We start from the raw sequence: 23,582 nt of genomic DNA, 5'->3' as shown, positions 1-23,582 counted from the left end.
AAATTTCTTTTGTGCAAAACAGACTTTTTCATAATCTAACCCGATGTACAACCCTTCTGTGAGATTTCCGCGTCGAAACTGCCCTGCCGCGGGCCCGACGCGAATGGCCCGGACAATGGAACGCGGCGGCCGGCCCGCTAAACCAGCCCGACCGCCGCGCCCTGCCTTATGGCCAGGAGGTTTTCACCCCCTCAGCGGATCAAAAGAAGCCGCGCTTCTTTTCGCTGTAGCTGACCAGCATGTTCTTGGTCTGCTGGTAGTGTTCGAGCACCATCTTGTGGGTCTCGCGCCCAATGCCGGACTTCTTGTAGCCACCAAAGGCGGCATGCGCCGGATAGACGTGGTAGCAGTTGACCCACACGCGACCGGCCTCAAGGCCACGGCCCATGCGGTAGCAGGTGTTGGCATCGCGGCTCCACACGCCCGAGCCGAGGCCGAAGGGGGTGTCGTTGGCGATGGCCAGCGCTTCTTCTTCCGTCTTGAAGGTGGTCACGGCCAGAACCGGGCCAAAGATCTCTTCCTGGAAGATGCGCATCTTGTTGTTGCCCTTGAACACGGTCGGCTGCACGTAGCACCCGTTGTTCAGGTCGCCACCAAGGTCGGGGCGGCCGCCACCGGTCAGCAGCTCGGCGCCTTCACCCTTGCCGATGTCGATGTAGGACAGGATCTTTTCCTGGTGGCCGTGCGAGTTCTGCGCGCCCATCATGGTGTTGGGATCAAGCGGGTTGCCCTGGCGGATCGCCTTGATGCGGGGCAGGGCGAGTTCCATGAACTTCTCGTAGATCGATTCATGCACCAGCGCACGGCTGGGGCAGGAGCAGATCTGGCCCTGGTTGAGGGCGAACATGGTGAAGCCTTCGACCGCCTTGTCCAGGTAGTCGTCGTCCTTGTCCATGATGTCGGCGAAGAAGATGTTCGGCGACTTGCCGCCCAGCTCCAGCGTTGCCGGGATCAGGTGTTCGGCGGCGGCATGCGCGATCATCTTGCCGGTGGGGGTGGAACCGGTGAAGGCGATCTTGGCAATGCGGTCGCTGTTGGACAGGGCGGCGCCCACGTCGCGGCCCAGGCCGTTGACGATGTTGAGCGTGCCGGGCGGGAACAGGTCACCGATCAGCTCCATCAGCACCAGCATGGAGGCAGGCGTGCTCTCGGCAGGCTTCATGACCACGCAGTTACCGGCGACCAGCGCGGGCGCCAGCTTCCACGAACCCATGAGCAGCGGGAAGTTCCACGGAATGATCTGGGCCACGACGCCAAGCGGCTCATGGAAGTGGTAGGCGATGGTGGTCGCGTCGATCTCGCTCAGCGTGCCTTCCTGGGCGCGGATGCAGCCGGCGAAGTAGCGGAAATGGTCGATCGCCAGCGGGATGTCGGCGGTCAGGGTTTCACGGATGGGCTTGCCGTTGTCCCATGTCTCGGCCCGGGCCAGCAGGTCGAGGTTCTTTTCCATGACATCGGCTGCCTTGAGCAGGATCAGCGCGCGGTCGGCAGGCGCCATCTCGCCCCAGGCTTTCTTTGCCTTGTGGGCCGCATCAAGTGCCAGCTCCACGTCGGCTGCGGTGGAAGCGGGCACTTCGCACAGCACGCGGCCATCAACGGGGGAGGTGTTGGTCAGGTAATGACCATCGACGGGGGCAACCCATTTGCCACCAATGTAGTTACCATAACGGGACTTGAACGGCGGGGCCGCCGTGATGCTGTCTGCTGACACGGTGATTTTCCTTCAGGGTAATGGCGTATTCATCAGGCCAGGGCGCAAACATGCATGACGCACAATGCAAAGAGCCCAGCGCGAAGAAAATACAGTAAAAATATTTCGTTTTTGGTTTGTTTTTACTTTTTATGATGTTCCAGAATGCCAGATATTTGGAAATTCATTCTCATGGTCGTGTAAAGCATAAGTCTATGCCTTTCCTGCAAACCTGACAGTTCTGGATATACCCCGGTGGAAAGCCGGAGAATCATCTGTATTCATTGATATATAGACGCACCCCCTCACGCAAGGGAGAGGGAGATAACGTAACCGTGATATATGCATCAAGTGCCATTAGAACCGGAGTGTAAATATATATAAATCAATGTGTTAAACTATTATCAAAAAGGAAATATTTTATGATTTCATGCGACTTTCCCCGCATCGGGGGTGCGGGGATGAGAGGGGATGCATGCCCGGACAGCCACGACGGGCGTAGCTGTTCGGGCGCGAAGGAGGGCGCGTGGGCAGGCGGCCCTGTTTACTTGTCGGCCATTGTGGAGGGCGCGACATCGATCAGGCCCTTGAGGGCGAATTCGCCCCCCACGCCTGACAGGTGCTGGGAGTCTGCATAGAGCGAGGCGGATTCACGGCTGAACCGGCACCCCTGCGGTGTACAGAAGCGCTCATATAACGAAGCATAGGTTATGCCGCCAATTGTGGTGGCGGCCACGCGCACGGCATTTTCTATGGAAGGGGAGGGGGTGACGACCCAGGGCAGGGGCGCGATCCCGCCGGCGAGTGCCAGGGCAGGGTCAAGCTGGTGTTCGATCCATGCGCGCACGGGCATGAACGCCGTTACCGCCTCACGCGCGGGGTCGAGGCGGAAATGGGGTACGTCGCCCAGCACGATCACTTTCTTGCCTGCCTGCGTCAGGGTGGTTTCGGTGCGGATCAGGGCGTCGCGCATGCGGGCGATGCCAGCCACCACGCCGTCATCCACCGGATGTGCGGGGTCGACATAGGCGTCATTGCCCGCATCGGCTTCATAGGGGGCAGACCAGTAGCCGGTCAGCACCACCAGTTGCACTTCAGGGTTGCTGGCCACCAGTGCCATGGCGCGTTCGTTATAGAGCGCGCAGGTGGCGGCATGGCCCGGATGCTGCGGCATGAGGCGCGTGGCCCCCATCAGTGGCGGGCAGGATGATTTGGTGAACTGCACGAAATCATACCCGCCTTCATGCGCGATGCGGGCAAGGGCCGGGGCAAGGGCTGCGGCGTGGCTATCACCCAGCAGGGCTATCTGCAGGCGTCCGGTGTCATGCATGCAGGCGAAGCTGGTATTGGGCCGGGCATCGCCATAATTGGCCAGGCATGAACCGCCGCGCCCGGCTGCCAGGCTGGCTTCCGTTATCTGGAGGGCGGGATTGAAGCGGGCGGGAAAGCCGTGGCTCATGTAAATGGCTGCCAGGGCGACCCCGCATAAGGCGGTGGCGCTGCCATAGCGCAGCAGGACCGTGCGGCTGGGCAGGCGCACATGGCGGAAAGGCTGTTCGATATAACGCCATGACAGCACGGCCAGCCCCAGCGACACGAACGCCACCACCACAAGCTGTGCAGGCCGCGGGGCCTGCGCCATGCACAGCCATGTCAGCGCCATGAGCGGCCAGTGCCACAGATACCACGAATAGGAAATAAGCCCCACCCCCACGAATGGGCGCGCGGACAGGATGGTGCGATTGAAAACACTGCCCTCCGCCAGCACGAGCGCCAGCGTGCCCCCCACCGGCAGCAGCGCGGCCAGGCCGGGGAAGGGCGTATGTTCGTTAAAAAGACAGACGGACAGCACGACAAGCCCGATACCCGCAAAGCCCAGTATGTTGGCAGGCAGGGCAGGCAGGGGCCTTGTCGCCCCCGAGCGGGCGATGGCCAGGAAGGTTCCCGCCCCGAGTTCCCATGCCCGCGTGGGCAAAAGGTAGAAGACCGCCGTGGGCCAGCGGCCCATGCCGATGATGGCCAGGACGAGGGAACCAAGGCAGAGCACGCCAATGACCACGAGCACGAAAGAGCGCTGCATGCGGCGCAGCGCCAGTAACAGGAAGGGAAAAAGCAGGTAGAACTGCTCTTCCACCCCGAGCGACCAGGTCATGAGAAACGGATCAAGATGTGCATCGGGCGAGAAATAGTTGACTTGCCGCCAGAACAGGATGTTTGACCACCCGCTCAGGGCTGCCATTGCCCCGATTGCGATCTGCCTGTAGTCCTGCGGGCTTGCCAGCACGACGCCAAGGATCGTGACAAAGGCGATGACGGCCATGAGCGCGGGCAGGATGCGGGCGGCGCGCCGGGCATAGAAGGTATCGAAGCGAAAGCGCTTCGTCCCGACATCGCGGTATACGATGCCACCTATGAGGAAACCGGAAATGACAAAAAATATGTCTACACCGGTAAAACCCGATTTCAGCGGCGAAAGACCGGCATGGAACAGGACCACGGCGGTTACGGCAATGGCGCGCAGGCCATCAATATCGCGGCGGTATCGGCGGGAGGGATCAGGGGCCATGGGCTGGCTCTTTTCGTGCAGGAGTGAACGGTGCGCAGGCACTGTTCAGGGGAGGGGAATAGCTGCACGCAAACGCCAGTATTATTTAAGAGTTTTTCTTTGTAGTTGTTTCACGTAAATTTTATTTTAGTATATTTTACTGATAAATGAAATAAATCCCTGCATGCCTGTAAAAAGCGACCTATCGCTGGTCCGGATGCCGCGCGGCAATGCATTCGGTAGGATGAAAAAACCCAAAGAAGATTTTGGTGGGAAAATTCGTGTGTATAGGGTTTTCATAATAAAGTAATATCCATATTATAAAAATATAATAAATAATATGTTCAGATAATTTTTGTTTTTAAGCGATAATGTAAAGTATATTTGACAAATTTTTAATAAAATATGTCAAATTATTTCTGTAAAATGACCATAATACTTCATGAAAATTGTAAAAATTTTTGTGAATGTTTTCTGCTCTCCTTGAAATGCATGTAATTTCCATAAAAAGAAAAACCCGTTCCAAAATACCAGGCACACCATTGCCATATCCGCGCAGGTCTGCTCAGGATTGTTTTTGGCAGTTCCCCAGCCGGGCTGGCGTGGGTGCGCGTAGGATAAGGCCGTTTCATTCCATGCTTTCGACCATTATTGCCGCGATGTTGCCTCTCATTGTGGTGTTTGTGCTGGGGTACCGCGCCGGATGGCACCATGATTTTGATGGCACGCATGTCGCTGTCCTGAACCGGCTGGTCATGCTCTATGCGTTTCCGCTCAACCTGTTTGTGGGTATCGCCCGCATGCCGCGCACCATCCTTGCAGGCCAGATGCCGCTGGCGGCTTCGGTCTTCGGGCTCATGTGCGCCAGTTTTGCCGTGGCGTATGGGGTGTCACGCTATGTGGCGCGCCGTGGCGGGGCGGCGGCGGCGTTGCAGGGGCTGGCCATTGGCGCGCCCTCGGTGCCCTTTATCGGTTCCGCCATGCTGCCGGTCCTGATCGGGCATGACAGCACGGCGGTGGCCATATCGGCCGCGGTCTTTGCCATGGTGCTAGTCCAGACCCCGGTCTGCATGATGATGCTGGGCCATGATGCAACGGTGGCGGATGGCGCATCGGTCAGTTTCGTGGGGCAGGTGGGGGCCGCGCTGAAGGAACCGATCGTGTGGGCGCCGCTTCTGGCAACAGCGCTGGTGGTGCTGGACGTGCATATTCCCCGCTCGCTGCTTGGCGCCATGGGCCTGCTGGGCAATACCGCCACGGGTGTCGCGCTGTTCGCATCGGGCGTGGTGCTGTTCCTGCAGCGCGTGCACATTACGCTGCCGGTGGTGATGACGGTGCTCGCGCGCAACATTGTCGTGCCCGCCGGGGCCTGGCTGGTGCTGGTGGCGCTGGGCCTGCCGCATGATGTCATCCGCGCCACCGTGCTCACGCTGTCCATCCCGGTGGGCACGGTCGTGGTCATTCTCGCGGTCCGTTTCAAAACCGATGAGCAGGAGGCGGCGTCAACCCTGTTCCTCAGCGCGGTCGCATCCGTGCTGACCATGGTGCTGTTCATCCTGCTGACCGCGCAGCATTGAGGCTGCCTTCAGCCCCGATCGGGTTCATAGGTCTCGGCCCGCCGCCGGGCCGCGCGGCGTTCCTTCAGTACCAGTTCGCCGTAAAGGATATGCTGGCGGATCCAGTTGATCATGCCCGATAGCGTGACCACGATAATGCCCGCAAACGTCCAGCCATCAAGCGGCTGGTGAAACAGGAAGTAGCTGAACGCCACGGCCCACAGCATCTGGCTGTACTGGGGCAGGGCCACGCGGTTGGCGGGGGCGCGCGCGGTCGCCATCATCATGAATAATTGGCCAAGGGCTGCAAGAAAGCCGTAGCCGAACAGGAACATCCACGTTTTCAGCCCGTGTGGCCAGTGCGCGTGGGCCAGCATCAGCGCGCCGTCGCCCACCAGCGGGCCGAACAGGCTTGAGCCGAACAGCGAGAGCCGGGGCGTGTCATTGCCCGCCAGCCGGTAGGCAATCACGCCCACGGCATTGGCGATGGCGGCAACCAGCGCGCACAGATGCCCCAGGTGCAGCGCCCGCACGCCCGGCCGCAACACGATCAGCACGCCCAGGAAACCCAGAATGACCGAAAGCCACGCCCAGCCTGATACCTTCTCATGCAGCAGGGTCACGGACAGGATGGTGACGAAAAGCGGCATGAGGAACATGAGCGAGAGCGCCTCAGGCATGGGCAGCAGCATGAAGGCTTCAACGCTGGCGGCAGTGGCGGCAAAGGTGGCCACGGCGCGCACTACCCACATGAGCGGATGGGTGGGCGCGAAAATATCGCGGTAGGATTCGTTTTTGTTGCGGATGAAGGGAATGATGAGAAAGCCGAATACGCCACCGGAGAAGGCAACCTCGAACGGGTCAAGCTGGCCTGCGAGCAGCTTGGAATAGGCATCACTGATCGAGAATGAGGAAAATGCGGCAAAGGCCAGCATCATGCCCGAGGTAAGAAAGGCCAAGTTCATCTGTTTCCCCCCGTTTTGCGGCGTGCATTTGGGCATTATAGGGCAGTAGGCGCAAGGGCCGGTTGCCAGCAGATGCCTGAAAAAAAAGGCATGACGGGCATGCTGGCCCGCCAGCCGCCCCGTCTGGCCGTGTGCCGGGATATGCTGTTACACTAAGGCGACCTGTTTGATTTTCTGCCTGGACACCTTGCATGACCGACACGCCCGCCTTGCCCGCAGCCCGCCTTCAGGCCGCCCTGACCACCATCCGCGAAGGCGGCCTCGCGGCACAGGTCAGCATGTCGCCCTCGGTGCTTGAGGCCCATAGCCATGGCGAGGCCATGGAGGCCGCGTGCCTGCCCGGCGCCGTGGTCTTTGCCCGCAAGACAGAGGATGTGGCCACCGTGCTGCGCGCCTGCCATGCCAATGCGGTGCCGCTGGTGGCTTTCGGGGCCGGCACGTCGGTTGAGGGGCATGTGACACCTGCCGAACACGCCATCAGCCTCGACCTGTCAGAGATGACCACCATTGTCGAGATGAACCCTGAGGACCTGGACTGCCGCGTGCAGGCCGGGCTGACGCGGCAGGCGCTCAATGCCCAGATCCGCGATACGGGGCTGTTCTTTCCGGTTGATCCGGGTGGCGAGGCCACGCTGGGCGGCATGTGCGCCACGCGCGCCTCGGGCACGGCTGCGGTGCGCTATGGCACCATGAAGGAGAACGTGCTGGGCCTGACCGTGGTGCTGGCCACGGGCGAGGTGATCCGCACGGGCGGGCGGGTGCGCAAGTCATCCACCGGCTATGACCTGACATCGCTGTTCATCGGCTCGGAAGGCACGCTGGGCATCATTACCGAGGTGCAGTTGCGCCTGCATGGCCGCCCCGAAACGCTTTCCGCCGCCGTATGCCAGTTTGCCGACCTCAATGATGCGGTGCGGACCGCCATCGAGATCATCCAGTGCGGCATTCCCATCAGCCGGGTTGAACTGCTTGATGACGTGCAGATGGCGGCCTCGATCCGGTACTCGAAGCTGGATGGCTATCAGGACCTCACCACGCTGTTCTTCGAGTTCGGGGGCGCGCCCGCAAGCGTGCAGGAGCAGGTGGCGGCGACCGAGGCCATTGCGCTCTCCAATAACGGGCTGGCCTTCGCCTGGGCTGACACGGCGGAGGAACGCACCCGGTTGTGGAAGGCCCGCCACGATGCCTTCTGGGCCGCCAAGGCCATCGAGCCCACGGCCCGCGTCATTTCAACCGACTGCATCGTGCCGATCTCGAAGCTGGGCGAACTGATTGCGGGCGTGCGCGAAGATATCGTCGCATCCGGCCTGCGCGTGCCGCTTTTGGGGCATGTGGGCGATGGCAATTTTCACTCCCTCATCATCACCGATGATACGCCCGCCGGCCATGCCCGTGCGCTGGAGCTTGACCGCAAGATCGTGCACCGGGCGCTGGCGCTGGGTGGCTCATGCAGCGGCGAACATGGCGTGGGCATGGGTAAGCTCGAATTTCTCGAGACGGAGCACGGCACGGGCACGCTTGCGGTCATGCGCGCGCTCAAGCACACCATGGACCCGCTCAACATCCTCAACCCCGGCAAGCTGCTGCCGCCGGGGCGTGTCTATCAGGGCTAGGCGCTTTTCAGGAGGCGGGCTGCAGGCGTGATGGCGGCAGGTCGCGCTTGGCCAGCATGCTGCACAGGCGGCGGACCACATCATCCCACTGTCCGGTGCGGATCTGGCGGATGATGCGCAGGGTGGGGTACCACGGGCTGTCGGTGCGGCCCGAGAGCCAGCGCCAGCAATTGTCAAACCGGTCGAGCAGCAGCACCGGGCAGCCCAGCGCGCCAGCAAGATGGGCGACCGAGGTATCAACCGACACCACCACATCAAGGCCCGCGATGAGGGCTGCCGTATCATCCATGTCCCGCACGCTTTCCATGGGGGCGTGCAGGTGCATGCCGGCGGGCATGTCCATCATCTGCGTGGCGTAGGTGCCCATCTGCAGGCTGACCAGCGAGATGCCGGGCATGCCTGCCAGCGGGGCCAGGCTGCGCAGCGGGATGGAGCGCCTGCGGTCCATGGCGTGGGCTGCGGGCACGTCCGGCCTGCTGGCCCCGCCCCATACCAGCCCCACCCGCAAGGTGGGGCGCGGCGGCAGGAAAGGCGCCCAGGCCCGCACGCGTCCTGCATCGGCATGCAGGTAGGGCACCGCAACGCCTGCATGGCCCGGCATGCGGTGCAGCACATGGGGCAGGCTGAGGAAAGGGCAGTGCCAGTCATAAAACGGCACGGGCTGGCGGTCATTGAACACGCGGCGCACGCCATCCATGCGGCGGATCAGGCCGTGCAGCGTATCAGGGGCCTGCACGATCACGCGCGCGCCCAGGGCGGCCAGCACCGGCACGAAGCGCAGCATCATCAGCATGTCGCCCAATCCACCCTCGCGCGTGATGAGGATGGTTTTGCCCCGCAGGTCGGCATCCGGCGCCAGCACGGGCAGGGTGCTGGTAGCGGGCAGGCGCGCGCGGCCGGGGAGCTTGCGCCGCCATTCATATTCGGCCCAGCCCCGGGCCATCTGCCCGTTCTTGAGCAGGGTCAGGGCATGGTTCAGGCGCAGGCTGGCATCATCGGGGCGCAGCGCGAGGGCGCGGGCGTGGATTGTGAGCGACTCATCGGTGCGGTTCCAGCCCGCCAGCAGGTGCGCGAGATTGGCATGCGTCATGGCGCTGCGGGGGTGGTGTTCCAGAATGTAAAGCAGCAGGTCGCGCCCGGCAGCATATTCGCCCTGTTCCATCAGGCACACGGCCATGAGGTTGCCGGTGGTGAGCTGCGCGGGTGACAGGCTCAGCCCGTCAGTCAGCACGGCCTGCGCCTCCGCCGTGCGGCCGCGTTGCAGCAGCAGCTCGCCCAGCATGTCATGCGTGCGGATATCCTGCCCCGCGCGCTGGCGCACGGCGCGGAGCACGGCTTCGGCTTCATCCACGCGCTCATGGGGCAGCAGCAGGTCGAGCATGTCGCGCGCGGGGTGGCGGGCACCAGGATTGGCCACGGCCTGCCGGCACAGCAGGCGGGCCGCTTCCTGCACCCTGTTGCACCCCGCATGGGCATGCGCGAGCAGAAGCTCGACATTGGGGGAAGGCGTGCAGCCTTCCAGCACGGCACGGGCCTGGGCAAACTGGCCCTGGCGCAGCAGGCCGAGCGCATCGGCAAGCATGGCATTGGTGGCGTTGGCCATGCGGGGAGCTTTTCTGTTCATGCCACGCCATTGCCTGCGGATGGACGGCCGTGACATGCGACACGACAGGCACGGGCTATGGGCAGGCCTGCCTGCGCGGCATGAAGAAAGGAAAGAGGCATGAAAGGCGGATTTCTTTGATTTCAGGGGCGTGGGGCGCATAGTGTAGCGCTCCTGCCGCGCACGTCTAGGGCGTGGACAGGCCGAGATGCGCCTCCAGCAACGCCACGTTGCGCAGGTCGGCCTTGAAGGCGGTATCAAAAATATCGCCCAGCACGGGCACGAGGTCAGCCGCCGCCTCGATCAGCACATTGGCCAGCATGCGCGCCAGCACTGTCTGGCTTGCGCCAAGCTTCCAGCTTTTCCAGACGATGTAGAGGGAAGGGACAAGCATGATCGCCGTACCGCCCACGGGCAGCAGACCGATGACCGTATCAAGCCCCCAGCGCGCCTTCGTGCCGGGAATACGGAAGGCGGCGTCAAGCAGGGTCGCCAGTTTCCGCAGCCGTGCCACTTCAGCACGGATATCGGCAGGCCGCGCGCGGGCGGCCAAGGAAGCAGAAGCGTTCATGCTGTTATAATGGGGTGTGCCATGGCGCGTTACAATGCGGCCCGATTCAGGATGCGCGCCTTGATGGCTGATGAGGATTGCGGGTGAGGCTTTCCCTAACCGGGCGTGCCTCCATCGCGATCAATATGGCCCATGTCGCGCCCCGGCGCGATCACGTCGCGCACGCGCTGCTTGAGTTCCTTGGGGCCGGGAAAGCCGCCATCACGCTTGCGTTCCCATACAAGCTGGCTGTTGACCGTGACCTCGAACCGGCCGCCACTTGCCGGGATGAGGCTGACGCTGCCCAGTTCCTCCCCAAAGGTGGAAAGCAGTTCCTGCGCCATCCATGCCGCGCGCAGCAGCCAGTTGCAGCGCGTGCAGTACAGGATGGAAATGTCGGGGCGGCCAGTCGTGGGGATCGGGTCGGTCATGGAGCGTTCCTCCTGTCTCATCCAGCCGGACGGCGCCGCCCGGCTGCCCTGGTGGGTATCATGCACCGTGAACGGATATAGCGGCTTTCAGGCCATGAAGCACCGGAAACCTTGCGGGCCAGGAGTGCCAGGCGGGAATTCCACACGGTGGTTCACAACGTGCACGGGCAGGTCGAAAACATTCCGGGCCCAGCAACCAGGTTGGCAGCCTTCCGGTTCCACAAGGGGCATCCCGCCTGGCCCGTTTATGGGTTCTTGCCTTTGTTTTTACTGGCGAGACATTTGTTACGCGCCTGATCGGGGCGAGTTCGGACTGCCCCGCCCCCATTGCAGGTGGCGGGGCAGTGCAGCGTGTTCAGACCGCGTGGACCTGACCCTCACGCGACCACAGGCGCAGCGCCCCGCAGGTCTGGATGAAGGTCGTGGCGTCATCCGCGCTTTCCAGCGCGATCACGCCGCGGTCGCGTGCGCGGGGGTGCAGGCCGGCTGCGGCCAGCAGGATCTCGGCGGCATCATTATGCGCGATGAACTTGGCGTGGGCGAAGGCATCGGCAATGAAGTCGCGCATGGTGGCCTCATGGCGCAGCAGGTTCGCCCCTTCCACCGTGGGCAGCAGGGCCACGGCATCATACAGCACGGACGGGCCGCCATTGATCTTCTGCTGGGCCACGATCTCGTTGCCTGCGCTGTCGGTAATGCCCGCCACGGTGGGGGCGATCAGTTCAACCGTGCCATCCACGGCCTCGGTCGCGGCAATCAGGGCCGAGAGCAGGTCGGCATTCACGCCATTGCTCACCACGATGCCCAGCTTGCGGCCTGCAAAACTGTCCGGCCCGTTCTTGAGGATGCTCAGCGCGGGCGAGGGGGCCAGTCCCTCCACCACCGGGCGGGCGGCGCGGGCGGGCTCGGGCAGGGGCGAGAGGCCAAGCCCGCTGGCCACCCCTTCAGCCAGTGCCTGATCGACATGCAGCAGGTGGCTGACCATGCGCGCGCGGATGGCGGGGGTCTCGACCTTGCTCAGCTCGAACACGAAGGCATCGCGCATGTGGGTCTGTTCCACCGGCGTCTGGCTGATATAGAACTGCCGGGCCTGGCTATAATGGTCGGCGAAGGTTTCCGAGCGCTGGCGCAGCTTGGGGCCGGATTCGGGCTCGGGGTAGGAGGTATAGCCCGCAGGTGTCTCGCGCGGGCCGGCGGTGGGCTGCGACCAGGAATTGGGCTCGTAATTGGCCCGCCCCTTCGGGTTGTGCATGGCCATGTGCCCATCCTGCTGGAAATTGGCGAACGGGCATTTGGGCGCGTTTATGGGGATATGCGTGAAGTTGGGGCCGCCGAGGCGCTTGGTCTGGGTGTCGAGGTAGGAGAAATTGCGCCCCTGCAGCAGCGGGTCGTTGGTAAAATCGATGCCGGGGATGATGTTCTGGGTGCAGAACGCCACCTGCTCGGTCTCGGCAAAGAAATTGTCGGGCATGCGGTCAAGCACCAGGCGGCCCACGCGGCGCACGGGCACCAGCTCCTCGGGGATGAGCTTGGTGGGGTCGAGGATGTCAAAGTCGAAGCTGTCGGCAAAGGCATCATCAAACAGCTGCACGCCCAGTTCCCATTCGGGGAAGTTGCCTGTCTTGATGGCCTGCCACAGGTCGCGGCGGTGGAAATCGGGGTCGGCGCCGTTGATCTTGAGCGCCTCGTTCCACACCACCGATTGCAGGCCCAGCTTTGGCTTCCAGTGGAATTTGACGTAGGTGGACTGCCCCTCGGCATCGATCAGGCGGAAGGTATGCACCCCGAACCCCTCCATGAAGCGGAAGGAGCGGGGAATGGCGCGATCCGACATGGCCCAGCAGACCATGTGCGTGGCCTCGGGCGAGAGCGAGACGAAATCCCAGAAATTGTCGTGTGCGGTCTGCGCCTGCGGAAAGTCGCGGTCCGGCTCCTGCTTGGCGGCATGCACGAAATCGGGGAACTTGATGGCATCCTGAATGAAGAAGACCGGGATATTGTTGCCCACCAGATCCCAGTTGCCCTGGCTGGTATAGAGCTTGACGGCAAAGCCGCGCACGTCGCGCACCACATCGGCCGAGCCCTTGTTGCCCGCCACGGTGGAAAACCGCACGAAGGCAGGCGTGCGCTCGCCCACCTTGTTGAAAATATCGGCCTTGCACACATCGGCCAGGCTGTCGGTCAGTTCAAAATAGCCATGCGCGCCATAGCCACGGGCATGAACCACGCGCTCGGGGATGCGCTCATGGTCGAAATGGAAGATCTTTTCCCGGAAATGGAAATCCTCCATCAGGGCCGGACCACGCGCGCCCGCACGCAGGGTATTCTGGTCATCTGACACCGCCAGCCCTTGCTGGGTGGTCATGACCGGCGTATCGCCGCCAGCGGTCTGGTGGGTTTCGCCACCGGCGCCAGTATGGGTCGCCACGGCCTTGAGGGCTTTGGGTGTTTTTGTCATGAGGAGGTGTGTGTCCGTGCTGGAGAGCGGGAGATGTGGCTTTTCCAACGGGTATGGGTGAGCAGGGTTTCATGCATGTGTCGTATGACTGTTGCCAATCGTGCCGCTACAGGGCACAGGAGCGCATGAATCGCTTGTTGCAGGAGAGCTTTGCCATCCATGCGTAACCGTCCGGCCTTTGTTGCCGCATGCAGCCTGCTTGCCGCCCTGTGGTGCGGCCCGGCCACAGCCAGCCCCGACACGGTCGATTTTACGGACCTGACCTGGACCGAAATCCGCAATGCGGTGCAGGGGGGGGATACAACCATCATCGTGCCGGTTGGCGGCACGGAACAGAGCGGGCCTTACATTGCGGTGGGCAAGCATGACGTGCGCGCCCTGCTGCTCGCCCGCCGCATTGCGCGGGCAGCGGGGCATGCCCTCGTGGCCCCGGTGGTGGCCTACGTGCCCGAAGGTGGCACGGCGCCACGCACATCGCACATGCGCTTTCCCGGCACCATAAGCATAACCCCCGCCACGTTCCGCGCCTTGCTCAGTGATGCGGCCGAGAGCTTTCGCGTGCAGGGCTTTACGCGCGTGGTGCTGATTGGCGACCATGGCGGCTACCAGAAGGATCTGCGCGCCGTAGCCGATACGCTCAACCACCGCTGGCAGGGCACGGGGGCGCATGTGCTGTACGTGCCCGCCTATTACGACGTGGTGCCGGGCGCCTACGCCACCTGGCTGCGCCAGCATGGCCATGCGGCGGAGGTGGGCATGCACGCCGACCTGTCGGACACTTCACTGATGCTGGCCCTCGACCCGGCCCTCGTGCGCACGCAGGCGCTGCGGGCCGCCCCCCTGCCTGGCGCAGCCCAGGGCGTGTATGGCGGCGACCCGCGCCGTGCCGATGCGGCCCTTGGGCAGGTGGGGGCGGACATGCAGGTCAACGCGACGGTGGCGGCCATGCAACACGACCTAACAGGACGGAATTCGCCCTGATTGCGCCGCTGCCACGGCGTGCTATAGGGGCCGCGACGAACAGGATCACACTATGACACACAAGAAAAAACTACCGGTTCTGGGGCTGGGCATGCTGCTGCTGCAAGGCGGGGTGGCGATGGCGCAGGCTGTTGACACCATTCCCGGCATGCCGCCCGTGCTCGACCCCCACAACATCTATACCGAGACCCGGGCCAACAACCTTAACCCCGAGGTGGCCAAGGATCCGCCACGTATTTACGTGCCCAACCTGCGCTCGAACAATGTGTACGTGATCGACCCGCAGACCTATACGGTCATCTCGCGCTTCAAGGTGGGCAAGAGCCCGCAGCACGTCGTGCCCGCATGGGACCTGCGCACCCTGTGGGTGACCAACAATGCCGAGGGCACGACCAACGGCACGCTCACGCCCATCGACCCGCGCACCACCCTGCCGCTGCCTGAAGTGGCGGTGGATGATCCGTACAACATGTATTTCACGCCCGATGGCAAATCCGCCATCACGGTGGCCGAGGCGCGGCAGAGGCTCGATTTCCGTGATCCGCACACCATGGAACTGCAGGGCTCGGTCTCGGTGCCGCAGTGCAAGGGTGTCAATCACGCCGATTTTTCCATCGACGGGCGTTACGCCATCTTTACCTGTGAGTTTGGCGGCTACCTGGCCAAGGTCGATACCGTCAACCGCACGGTCATGGGCTACCTCAAGCTCTCTGGCGGCGGCATGCCGCAGGATATCCTGACCGCGCCCGACGGGCATAAATTCTACGTGGCCGACATGCATGCCGATGGCGTGTTTGTCATTGATGGCGACAGCTTCCGCGAGACGGGCTTCATCCCCACCGGCATTGGCACCCATGGCCTGTACCCCAGCCGTGATGGCACGAAGATGTACGTTGCCAACCGTGGCTCGCACAAGATCCACGGACCGCCGCACAGCAAGGCGGGTGGCGTGAGCGTGATCGATTTCGCGACCGACAGGGTGGTGGCCAACTGGCCCATTCCCGGCGGTGGCAGCCCGGATATGGGCAATGTCAGCAATGACGGCAGGACGCTATGGCTTTCCGGCCGGTTTGATGATGTCGTCTACGCCATCGACACCACCACGGGCGCCATGCGCAAGATCCCCGTGGGGCTGGAACCTCATGGCCTGACCGTCTGGCCGCAGCCGGGCCGTTACTCGGTCGGGCATACCGGAATCCTGCGCTAAAATATTATTATCAAAAGATAAAAGTTTTTGGGTGCCGCCTTTTTTGAAAAAAGGCGGCCTCTTTTTTTTGAGCCTGAAACAAAACTTTTGCATGATGGCCCGCTCTTTGCTGCAATACACGCCACACGCAATGAGGGTTGCCGGTCTCATGACAGCATCCAGACAGGACGCCGAGATCCGTTTCATCATCGGGCCTTCAGGCCTCGGCATGGTCATGGTGGCACTCGGCCCGGAGGGGCTCGCGGCCATCATGCTCGATACGGATGAGCGCGCGCTGCAAAAGGCTGTTCTGGCGTCTTTTCCGGCAGCACAGGCTGGGCGTGCGGATGATGCGGCGCTGGCACATTCCCTTGAGGTCGTGACCGCCTGCATCGAGGCCCCGTGGGCCATGCCCGACCTGCCGCTTGCGCTGCAGGGAACACCCTTCCAGCTTCAGGTATGGCAGGCCTTGCGCGGCATACCGTGCGGCCAGACCGTGACCTATGGCGAACTTGCGGTCCGCATTGGCAGGCCAGGTGCCGTGCGGGCAGTCGCCGGGGCCTGTGCTGCCAACCGGCTGGCCGTGGTGGTGCCCTGCCACCGCGTCATCCGCCATGATGGTAGCCTGTCGGGTTATCGCTGGGGTGTTGAGCGCAAGCAGGCCCTTCTGGCGCGGGAGCGGGCCTGGCGTGCAGGAGAGAAATGATAACGGTTTTTTGGTGAGGTCTTTTTTTAAAGCGGTGATCCTTCAAGCTTCACCAAAAAACTTCATTCAAAAAAAACCGCAGGGTGGCCCAAGGCCATCACCTGCGGTTCCAGTTTACGGCCTGTAGCCTGTTTTAGACGTGGGGCAACCCGCCATAATAGGTATCAACCTGCTGGCCATAGGTGCTATTGCTCCAGTCAGGCGACATGTCCTGCGCATAGGCCGGTGCGCCTTCAAGCTGCTCGCGCGTGAGGGACACGATGTAGCCGCCCTGGGCGGGGTCGTAATGCAGGGCTTTCCAGGGTAGGGGATGATAGCTGTTCCCCATGCCCATGAAGCCGCCAAAGCTCATGACAACATAGGCGACATCGCCTGAAATCTTGTCGACCATGAAATACTTGACCGTGCCCAGTTTTTCGCCCGCCGGCGAATACACGGCCGTGCCTTCAACCTGGTCAGACGAAATGAGGTCATGCTTGTTGGTCATTGTGTTGCTTGCCGTAGCAGACATGTAACTTCTCCTTGCCGGTTCTGTTCGTGCCGCGCCGCGCAGGGGCATGCCTGCCTTCTTGTGTCGCTGTGGCGCGGGTTCTGTTACAAAGGGGAGAGGAGGCACGGCACCGCCGTGGCCTCCTGCTGCCCTGGGCCGGTGCGTTCAGGTTTTGGTGTGACTGTGCTGGCCGCCCTTGCGCCCGGCCTGGGCCGCCCGCTCGGGGTCATCGGCAAAATTGCCGGAATGGTGTTCTGTGCCCTTGTGGCTGGCCTGCGTGGTTTTTCCCGCTTCATGGCCCGTGCCGCCGTGGCTGTGCTGGCCACCCTTGCGGCCCGCCTCGGCAGCGCGTTCGGGGTCACGGGCAAAGTTGCCAGAACTGTTCTGGCCCCCCTTATGCCCGGCCTCGGCCGCTTTTGCGCGGTCATTGGCGAAATTGCCGGGATTATGCGCGGCACCGCCACCCCCGCGGCTATCGGCAGGAGCCAGGGCGATACGGTTATGCAGGGAGATATGAGAATTCATGATCTTCACCTTTCGCTGGCAGCGGCTACAGGGGACCCTTGTTTTTCCCCCGTTCCCTCAAGGGGTATGACGGAGGAAGCGATCCCGGGAACGCCCGCTGTGAAGGGATCAACGATGCATCCCTTTCCCGGTTGCGGTCGGGTCGCATAAAATAAAACAGTGCCCATTACAATAAGCGGGCATGCCGGAATGAGTCTGTCTACAATAAAATAAGACCATATACCTTATAATTTATTCCAGAACGAGGCGGAAAGGGGGCAGTAAGGGGAAAAAATATTGCACAGGGGGCAGGTTCAGGGCATCAATACACCCGGCACCTTGTGTCGCCTGCGTTGCGACATGCGTCGGGCCCTGTCGTGGTCCGGTTCATGCGGGTGGTACGGATCCTGCCCGGGTCGGGGCGATAAAGCGGGCATACAGGTGGCGAGAGCGGCTTCGTGCCCTACTCGGCTGCCATCTGCGCCAGCATGTCGCCATAGTGCGCCAGCATGGCCACCACTTCTACCAGCACGGATTGCAGGCGCGCGAAGCCTTCATGGGGTTGCAGGCTGTCCTGATCCATATACAGCGCCCGGCTCATTTCCAGTTGCAGGGCCTGCACGCCGCGCCGTGGCCGCCCGTAATGGCGGGTCACATACCCCCCTGCAAAAGGCACATTACGCGCGACACTGTAACCGTGGCCTGTCAGTACATGCTCCACCAGCGCCGTCATCTGCTGGGTGCAGGCCGTGCCCCAGGCATTGCCCAGAACAAAATCAGGCTGTTCCCCGCGCCCCTTCACCACGGGCATGGAATGGGCATCGAGCAAAAGGCAGAAGCCATGTCGCGCCACGCTGTCCTGCACCAGATGGGAGAGGGCATCATGATAGGGCTGCCAGCAGGTGCGGACCCGCTTTTCCGCCTCCGCGAAGGGGAGCGGGCGGGCATAGATCGGCCCATCACGCGAGACGATGCGGGCAATGGTGCCAAACCCGGCCCTGACCTTGCGGCTGGTGGTGTTGCACCAGGCGGGCAGGGGCTCGCGGAACATGGTGGGGTCGAGTTCCCATGCCTCACGGTTCACATCGCAATAGGCGCGCGGAAAGGTGGCATGCAGCAGGGTGGCTCCCTGCCTGGGTGCGCCTTCAAACAGCTGCTCCACATAACAGTCCTCGCTGCGCCGCAGCGCAAGGGCGCCCAGCCGGGACAGGCTCAGGAATTCGGGCATGTAGTTGCGCCCCGAATGGGGGGACGCCACGATAACCGGCCGATGGATGCCTTGTGGCTCAATGACGTGAAAGGGCGGCACGGTGCGTTCCATCATGCGGGTTTTCCCATAGGGAACAGCCGCATACGAACCGGTAGCGGGAATGGGAAGGCAGCGCAGCGCATGGCCGCCATAGGGACAGGTGGCAGCGTGAGGGTCAATGCGTTTTTTTTGAAAAGAGGGGTTGCATCCGCCTGAAAGGGCCAGTAAAAGCCATTTCAGCGGACGCCGAGGGCGCATAGCTCAGCGGTAGAGCACTATCTTGACATGGTAGGGGTCACAGGTTCAATCCCTGTTGCGCCCACCACGGCGTCCCGCAGAAAACTCCCAAAAATTAAAGTAATGTGTGATAATTCCCTGTCAGGAAGAGTCCGTTATCGTCTATCCGTGCTTACGGAAAACGACCTAGATTTGTGGAATTTCCGTGGAGCCATTTTGACTCATCTAGAGTGGAATGTCTGGACAGCGCGCCACTCGCCGTCGCCGGTAGCCTCCCCAAAATTAAAATGATGTGTGATGCTTTCCGTTGAAGGGAAATTCATCACCCGTTTCCAGGTAATTCATGGCCCGTGCCGAAGCGAGGGGGAGGGGCCGGTCATATAATATGACCGGCCCCGTTCTGCGCTCACGCGGTTTTAGGCGCGCCACCGGCATCAGCCGGGGTCTGGGTATTGACGGCCTCGGGCAGCAGATGGGCCAGAACGGGCAGGATGGTCGCGGCGGGCAGGCCGGTCTTGTCCACCATGGCCTGAACCTGCTGGTTGCTCAGCAGCGTGCGCAGTTCATCGGTCGAAATGGGCAGGTTGTGGCCATTGCCAATCCATGAGCGCACCTTGTCACCCAGCCCGGCCTGTTCCGCCTGGTTCAGCAGGTTGGTGATGGTGGCGGGGGTAAGAAGCTCGGCCAGGTAGGAATGCACCTGCTCCGACAGGCCTGCCGCACCAGCCAGATCGCTCAGCTTGCCCATAACATCATTGAAGATACCGCTCATTCTGCTTTGTTCCTGTCATGTCATTTGGTCTATGCGGCATTATACTACACGACATAGAGTTATAGGAAATTTATATAAAAGCAGGACAAAAAAAAGCGGTGCATATGCACCGCTGAGTTTAGGGAGGAAACGTCCAAGAAGCAGTTGCACAAGGCAGGTCTGCTTCCGGTCGTTATGACAACCCTCACATTGTTGTGTCAACAAAAAAACGTACGTTCATTTTCGTGCCTGGTACATGTGCCATGAAAGCAACGTCTTGGCGTCTGTCATGCCGATATGGGGCAGGTCCGCCATGTTGATCACGCGCAGGCGGATATGTTCGTGCTCGCAGGCAAGTCCGGTCTGCCGGTCCGTAAGGCGCCGGGCCAGGGCCTCGTCTATGCGCAGTTCGGTATAGTACAGGCCAATCGCCTCGTCACATCCGCCCGGCGAGAGCCAGACACGTGTCAGTTCCACCAGATTTTCGGCGCGTACATGCAGGTCGGTCCCCACCTCCTCCGACAGTTCGCGTAGTGCTGTGCTCACAAACGCGCCGCCATCGAGCATGCCCGCGGGCAGGGCCAGCAGGTCGGGTTGGGCGACCGGCACGCGGGCCTCGCGCGTGAGGATGGTGCGGTCAGGGTAGCCGGGGCATTGCAGCACGACCATGACCGACACGGAATCACCCCGCAGCAGGGCGAGGCCCGGCACCGCCTTGCCTTCATGCAGGGCATCGGCCTCCACCAGTATGAAACCCATGCGCTCCGGGCCAAAGGCCACCGCGTCGCGCACCAGCACATGGCGCAACGTGAAGCGGGTGCGCATGACCTCATGCCACCGGCGGAAATGCGGGGCTGCCAGCACGCGGGCCTGCAGGGCGGCATCAATGCCTGGTGCGAAGGAAATATCGGTCATCGGGCCTCTTCATGATACGGGCCAGCGATGCGACCGGCCTCGGCAACTGTTGAAAAGCCGGTTCAGGATAACACAACCGCAACTTGAACAACGCGATGGCCCCATATCAAAGCGCTAATCCAGGCGCCCTCAGTCTGGCGTGAACAGGCTGTGCATGATTTCGCCAATCCGTTCCTGATAGGCATCCGGGGCGTGTTCGGTGGCAATGCGGCACAGCGCATTGTCGCGCACCGTATCCCATAGCGTCTGGTCACGATACAGCCGGATGACCTGTGCTGCAAAGGCGGCGGGGTCGGTTATGTCGGCGCAGAGCATGTCATGTCCGTCCTGCCAGCCCGCCTGCTGGCACAGAAGCGGCGAACCGACCACCGGCAGGCCATTGGCCGCCGCCTCGTGCAGTTTATAGGCAATGCCCGCGGCAAAACGGGTGGGTGCGACAAAGACGCGATACCGGTCATAGATGGGGGCGGTATCAGTCACCTGGCCCAGCATGCGCACATTGGGGTGCTGGCGCAAAGGGCCAAGGTCCACGCGCGGGTTGACATGGCCACACACGCCAAAGCGGATGTCCGGCCCAAGTTCGGCCACGAGCAGGGGCAGGACTTCAGCGCTGAACCAAGCCAGAGAATCAAGGTTGGGGGCCTGCCGGTCATGCACCGCGCCAAGGAACAGGATATCGCGCCGCGCCTCCCACCCCGGCCCCGTGGCGCGGGGCACCTGCGCATGGCCCAGAACGAAGACATTATCAAAGCCCGCCTCACGCAGCAGGTCGGCTTCCGCCCCGTTCACCGCCACGACCCGGCGGGCAAGGAACAGCGGGGCGAGTTCGGCCGCCAGCCGCGCGGCAAAAGGCTGGGGGCTGGCGAGGCCGTGCAGGCGCTCATAGGCCACGTCACGGCAGGTGGCCAGGGCCTCGGTGTCAACCACGATGCGGTCGGTGGGAATGCTGGAAGCCGCCTCGTTGAAGATCGAGGCGAGCCGGGCGGCATTATGGGTCCGGGCGATCCAGATGGCATCGAAGCAACTGCGGCGCTCGTGCAAAAAAGCACTCAGCTCGGGCAGTTCGCGATCGTGGATGACCTCGACCTGATCGGGAAAGGCCGCCCGGATCGTGGCCAGATCCTCAATCGGGCGGAAAATGGGGTAGACCGTGACACGGTAGCCCAGGCCCGCCAGCGCCGTGATGATATCGTTCGAGCGCGTGAAGCCCGAGCCCAGATACCGCAACGGCAGCCTGTCCTCAATGAACAGCACATGTTTGCTTCCCGCATCGGCATGGCGGGCGCGGGCCTGGAGCGGGTCATGCCGCAGGGGCCTGCGGCGCAGCTCCGGGCCATGGCGGCGCGTGAACAGGGCATTGTTGCGCGCGATCAGGCGCGCGGCACTGGTGGCATCCGACGTGCCGCATTCATAATGCACCAGGCACACGGTGGGGTCATACAGGATGCGGTAGCCCTGCGCGCGGATGCGCAGGCACAGATCCGTCTCCTCGAAATAGGCGGGGGCATAGGCTTCATCAAACCCGCCAAGGGCCTGCGCCACATCGGTGCGGACCATGAGGAACACGCCCGAGCAGAAATCAACCGCCCGCACGAAGCCGGCTTCGGGCACGGCGGGGTGGGCATCGCGCATGTAGCCCTGCACCGAGCCGTCGCGCCAGACAATGCTGCCTGCCTCCTGCAACACGCCATGGGTGCGGATGATGCGCCCGCCCACGGCCCCGGTCGCCGCATCGGCCGTGAGGCGGGCCAGCGCGTTGGCAATCGCGCCGTATTGCAGTTCCACGTCGTTGTTGAGGAACAGCACGGCGGGGGCCACCACCCTGGCAAGGCCCGCGTTGCACCCGCGCACGAAGCCGATATTGCCTGCAAAGCGCAGCACCTCGAGGCCTTTTACATGCTGCTCGATATGGGCCACGCCATCACGCGAGCCGGAATCCACCACGATCACCTGAAGCGCGCCCGCGTAATTGGCCCGCAGCGAGGCCAGCGTGGACATGGTCATTTCAAACTGGTCATGCGCGATGATGATGACGCTGAGCGCAGGCGGCCCGTCCGCGCTGAAATCGATGCCCGCTGCCAGCAGCAGCGGCAGGCGCACGGCGCACATGTGGCGGAACAGGGCACGGGCCTGTGCCTCGGTCACGGGGGGCGGGGCGGCAGGCCGCAGGTCGGGGCGGGCGGTAAGGTAGTGGCCAAAGCCATCGCGCGCGCGGCCGGCATTCACGTCGGCCTGAATGGCGGGGTCGCGCATGTATTGTGCCAGATCCAGCCTCGAGCACGGCTTGCGCAGTTCATGCACGCCGTGGCGCAAAAAGTGGGCATAGCCGTTGCGCAGTTCGCCCCGCTCCACCGCCTCGAGCACGTCGGGGTTGACGGCGCAGTAGAAGGATTCGGAAAACAGGGGGCCGGGGTCGAATTCCAGCGGCGTGGCATTGCACAGGTAGTGATGCAGGGCGGATTGCCATAACCCCTGCGCGACTTCCGCCTGCACGTCGGGGTAGGTGCGCGCGTACCATTCGGCGTCGAAATAAGGCGAGAGCGTGCACCATGGCAGGGCCACGGCCCCGCGCAGCAGGTAATCGGCAAAAGGGCGGGCGAGGGGGCCGGCTTCTCCCTCCGGCGCAAGGGCGAGGTAGGTGGCCGGGTCAAAAAAGCATGACCCGGTGCGCATCTGTGCATCGCCCGTGCGCAGGTAATGGTCGTAGCCATTGCGGTAGCCGGCCTGCTCGAGGTCGGCCTGCGTCATGTCGGGGTAGCCAGCGCGGTAGGCATGCTCGTCAAACAGCCAGTGGGGGTTGTGGTCGTTCAGGCCCACGTTCAGGTAATGGTCGAACCCGCTGCGCCATACGCCCTGCGCCACCAGTGCCGCCACGTCGGGATAGGTGGCGCAGTACCATGCCTCATCAAAAAAGGGGTTGGGGGCGTGGTGCAGGGCCGCGCCATGCTCGTGGTAGAAATCACATGCCTGCGCGGGTGTTATACCCATAAGGTCCAGCACCGCGGCGTAGCGGGCGTGGTACCATGCGGCATCGAAACTGGCCCAGCGGGCAGCCATTTCCGCATGATCGGGGGAAACAGCCATCATCAATCCCTGTCTCGTTCCTGCTCACGGCGTTATGCCCGCAAAAGGTTAAGAGACGGTTTGAAACG

At 62.6% G+C, this 23,582-nt stretch carries 18 protein-coding genes and 1 tRNA gene; 6 read left to right on the top strand and 13 right to left on the bottom strand.

What is annotated here, in order from left to right:
* Positions 1-199 precede the first annotated feature (199 nt).
* Positions 200-1,711 (bottom strand): aldehyde dehydrogenase family protein, encoded by a 1,512-nt coding sequence (locus DV027_RS12345; protein WP_130732246.1) that lies wholly within the window; start codon positions 1,709-1,711, stop codon positions 200-202.
* A 523-nt stretch (positions 1,712-2,234) separates the two neighbouring features.
* Entirely contained in the window at positions 2,235-4,256 is a 2,022-nt protein-coding gene (locus tag DV027_RS12340) for an acyltransferase family protein (protein WP_130732244.1), read from the bottom strand.
* A gap of 614 nt (positions 4,257-4,870) precedes the next feature.
* Between DV027_RS12340 and DV027_RS12335 the strand changes: the two genes are divergently transcribed.
* Positions 4,871-5,812, top strand: a complete 942-nt coding sequence (locus DV027_RS12335; RefSeq protein WP_130732242.1) for an AEC family transporter — start codon at positions 4,871-4,873, stop codon at positions 5,810-5,812.
* An 8-nt stretch (positions 5,813-5,820) separates the two neighbouring features.
* Here the strand turns inward: DV027_RS12335 and DV027_RS12330 are convergent, their stop codons facing one another.
* The gene (locus DV027_RS12330; RefSeq protein WP_130732240.1) at positions 5,821-6,756 is read right to left on the bottom strand and encodes a DMT family transporter; all 936 of its coding nucleotides are present in this window, start codon (positions 6,754-6,756) and stop codon (positions 5,821-5,823) included.
* A 191-nt stretch (positions 6,757-6,947) separates the two neighbouring features.
* On the opposite strand from DV027_RS12330, the gene DV027_RS12325 reads away from it, so the two are divergent.
* A complete protein-coding gene (locus DV027_RS12325) occupies positions 6,948-8,369 on the top strand; it encodes an FAD-binding oxidoreductase (RefSeq protein WP_130732238.1) in 1,422 nt (473 codons plus the stop codon).
* 7 nt (positions 8,370-8,376) lie between these two features.
* Here DV027_RS12325 and DV027_RS12320 read toward each other — a convergent pair whose 3' ends face one another.
* The 4 genes from DV027_RS12320 to DV027_RS12305 all read right to left on the bottom strand — a co-directional run bounded on the left by DV027_RS12320 (position 8,377) and on the right by DV027_RS12305 (position 13,411).
* Complete coding sequence (locus DV027_RS12320) at positions 8,377-9,993, bottom strand: tetratricopeptide repeat protein (protein WP_242621888.1); 1,617 nt, start codon at positions 9,991-9,993, stop codon at positions 8,377-8,379.
* A 166-nt stretch (positions 9,994-10,159) separates the two neighbouring features.
* Complete coding sequence (locus DV027_RS12315; protein ID WP_130732236.1) at positions 10,160-10,543, bottom strand: DUF4112 domain-containing protein; 384 nt, start codon at positions 10,541-10,543, stop codon at positions 10,160-10,162.
* 95 nt (positions 10,544-10,638) lie between these two features.
* Positions 10,639-10,953 (bottom strand): Rdx family protein, encoded by a 315-nt coding sequence (locus DV027_RS12310; RefSeq protein ID WP_130732234.1) that lies wholly within the window; start codon positions 10,951-10,953, stop codon positions 10,639-10,641.
* Between the two features lie 355 nt (positions 10,954-11,308).
* The gene (locus DV027_RS12305; protein WP_130732232.1) at positions 11,309-13,411 is read right to left on the bottom strand and encodes a catalase; all 2,103 of its coding nucleotides are present in this window, start codon (positions 13,409-13,411) and stop codon (positions 11,309-11,311) included.
* Positions 13,412-13,570: 159 nt separating this feature from the next.
* Between DV027_RS12305 and DV027_RS12300 the strand changes: the two genes are divergently transcribed.
* From DV027_RS12300 to DV027_RS12290, 3 genes are all read left to right on the top strand, one after another.
* The gene (locus tag DV027_RS12300; protein ID WP_130732230.1) at positions 13,571-14,392 is read left to right on the top strand and encodes a creatininase family protein; all 822 of its coding nucleotides are present in this window, start codon (positions 13,571-13,573) and stop codon (positions 14,390-14,392) included.
* Positions 14,393-14,444: 52 nt separating this feature from the next.
* Positions 14,445-15,599 carry a YncE family protein gene (locus DV027_RS12295; RefSeq protein WP_130732228.1) on the top strand — a complete coding sequence of 385 codons (1,155 nt, stop codon included), beginning with the start codon at positions 14,445-14,447 and terminating at the stop codon, positions 15,597-15,599.
* 148 nt (positions 15,600-15,747) lie between these two features.
* A complete protein-coding gene (locus tag DV027_RS12290) occupies positions 15,748-16,284 on the top strand; it encodes a methylated-DNA--[protein]-cysteine S-methyltransferase (protein ID WP_130732226.1) in 537 nt (178 codons plus the stop codon).
* A gap of 133 nt (positions 16,285-16,417) precedes the next feature.
* On the opposite strand, the gene DV027_RS12285 is transcribed toward DV027_RS12290, so the two are convergent.
* The 3 genes from DV027_RS12285 to DV027_RS12275 all read right to left on the bottom strand — a co-directional run bounded on the left by DV027_RS12285 (position 16,418) and on the right by DV027_RS12275 (position 18,602).
* A complete protein-coding gene (locus DV027_RS12285; protein ID WP_130732224.1) occupies positions 16,418-16,795 on the bottom strand; it encodes a PRC-barrel domain-containing protein in 378 nt (125 codons plus the stop codon).
* Positions 16,796-16,939: 144 nt separating this feature from the next.
* Positions 16,940-17,299, bottom strand: a complete 360-nt coding sequence (locus DV027_RS12280) for a con-10 family general stress protein (protein WP_130732222.1) — start codon at positions 17,297-17,299, stop codon at positions 16,940-16,942.
* A gap of 442 nt (positions 17,300-17,741) precedes the next feature.
* Positions 17,742-18,602, bottom strand: coding sequence for an N-formylglutamate amidohydrolase (locus DV027_RS12275; RefSeq protein WP_242621887.1), 861 nt, complete (start codon positions 18,600-18,602; stop codon positions 17,742-17,744).
* Positions 18,603-18,777: 175 nt separating this feature from the next.
* Here DV027_RS12275 and DV027_RS12270 point away from each other — a divergent pair.
* Positions 18,778-18,852 (top strand) — tRNA-Val (locus DV027_RS12270).
* 318 nt (positions 18,853-19,170) lie between these two features.
* Here DV027_RS12270 and DV027_RS12265 read toward each other — a convergent pair.
* The 3 genes from DV027_RS12265 to DV027_RS12255 form a co-directional block, all read right to left on the bottom strand.
* Entirely contained in the window at positions 19,171-19,536 is a 366-nt protein-coding gene (locus DV027_RS12265) for a YidB family protein (RefSeq protein WP_130732220.1), read from the bottom strand.
* A gap of 216 nt (positions 19,537-19,752) precedes the next feature.
* Complete coding sequence (locus tag DV027_RS12260; RefSeq protein ID WP_130732218.1) at positions 19,753-20,430, bottom strand: NUDIX domain-containing protein; 678 nt, start codon at positions 20,428-20,430, stop codon at positions 19,753-19,755.
* Between the two features lie 129 nt (positions 20,431-20,559).
* Entirely contained in the window at positions 20,560-23,514 is a 2,955-nt protein-coding gene (locus DV027_RS12255; RefSeq protein ID WP_130732248.1) for a glycosyltransferase, read from the bottom strand.
* Between the last annotated feature and the right edge of the window lie 68 nt (positions 23,515-23,582).

The sequence above is a fragment of the Komagataeibacter xylinus genome (assembly GCF_004302915.1).
Lineage (GTDB): Bacteria > Pseudomonadota > Alphaproteobacteria > Acetobacterales > Acetobacteraceae > Komagataeibacter > Komagataeibacter xylinus_C.
Note: the sequence above shows the minus strand (reverse complement) of the source record. Positions and strands in the feature narration are given on the sequence as shown.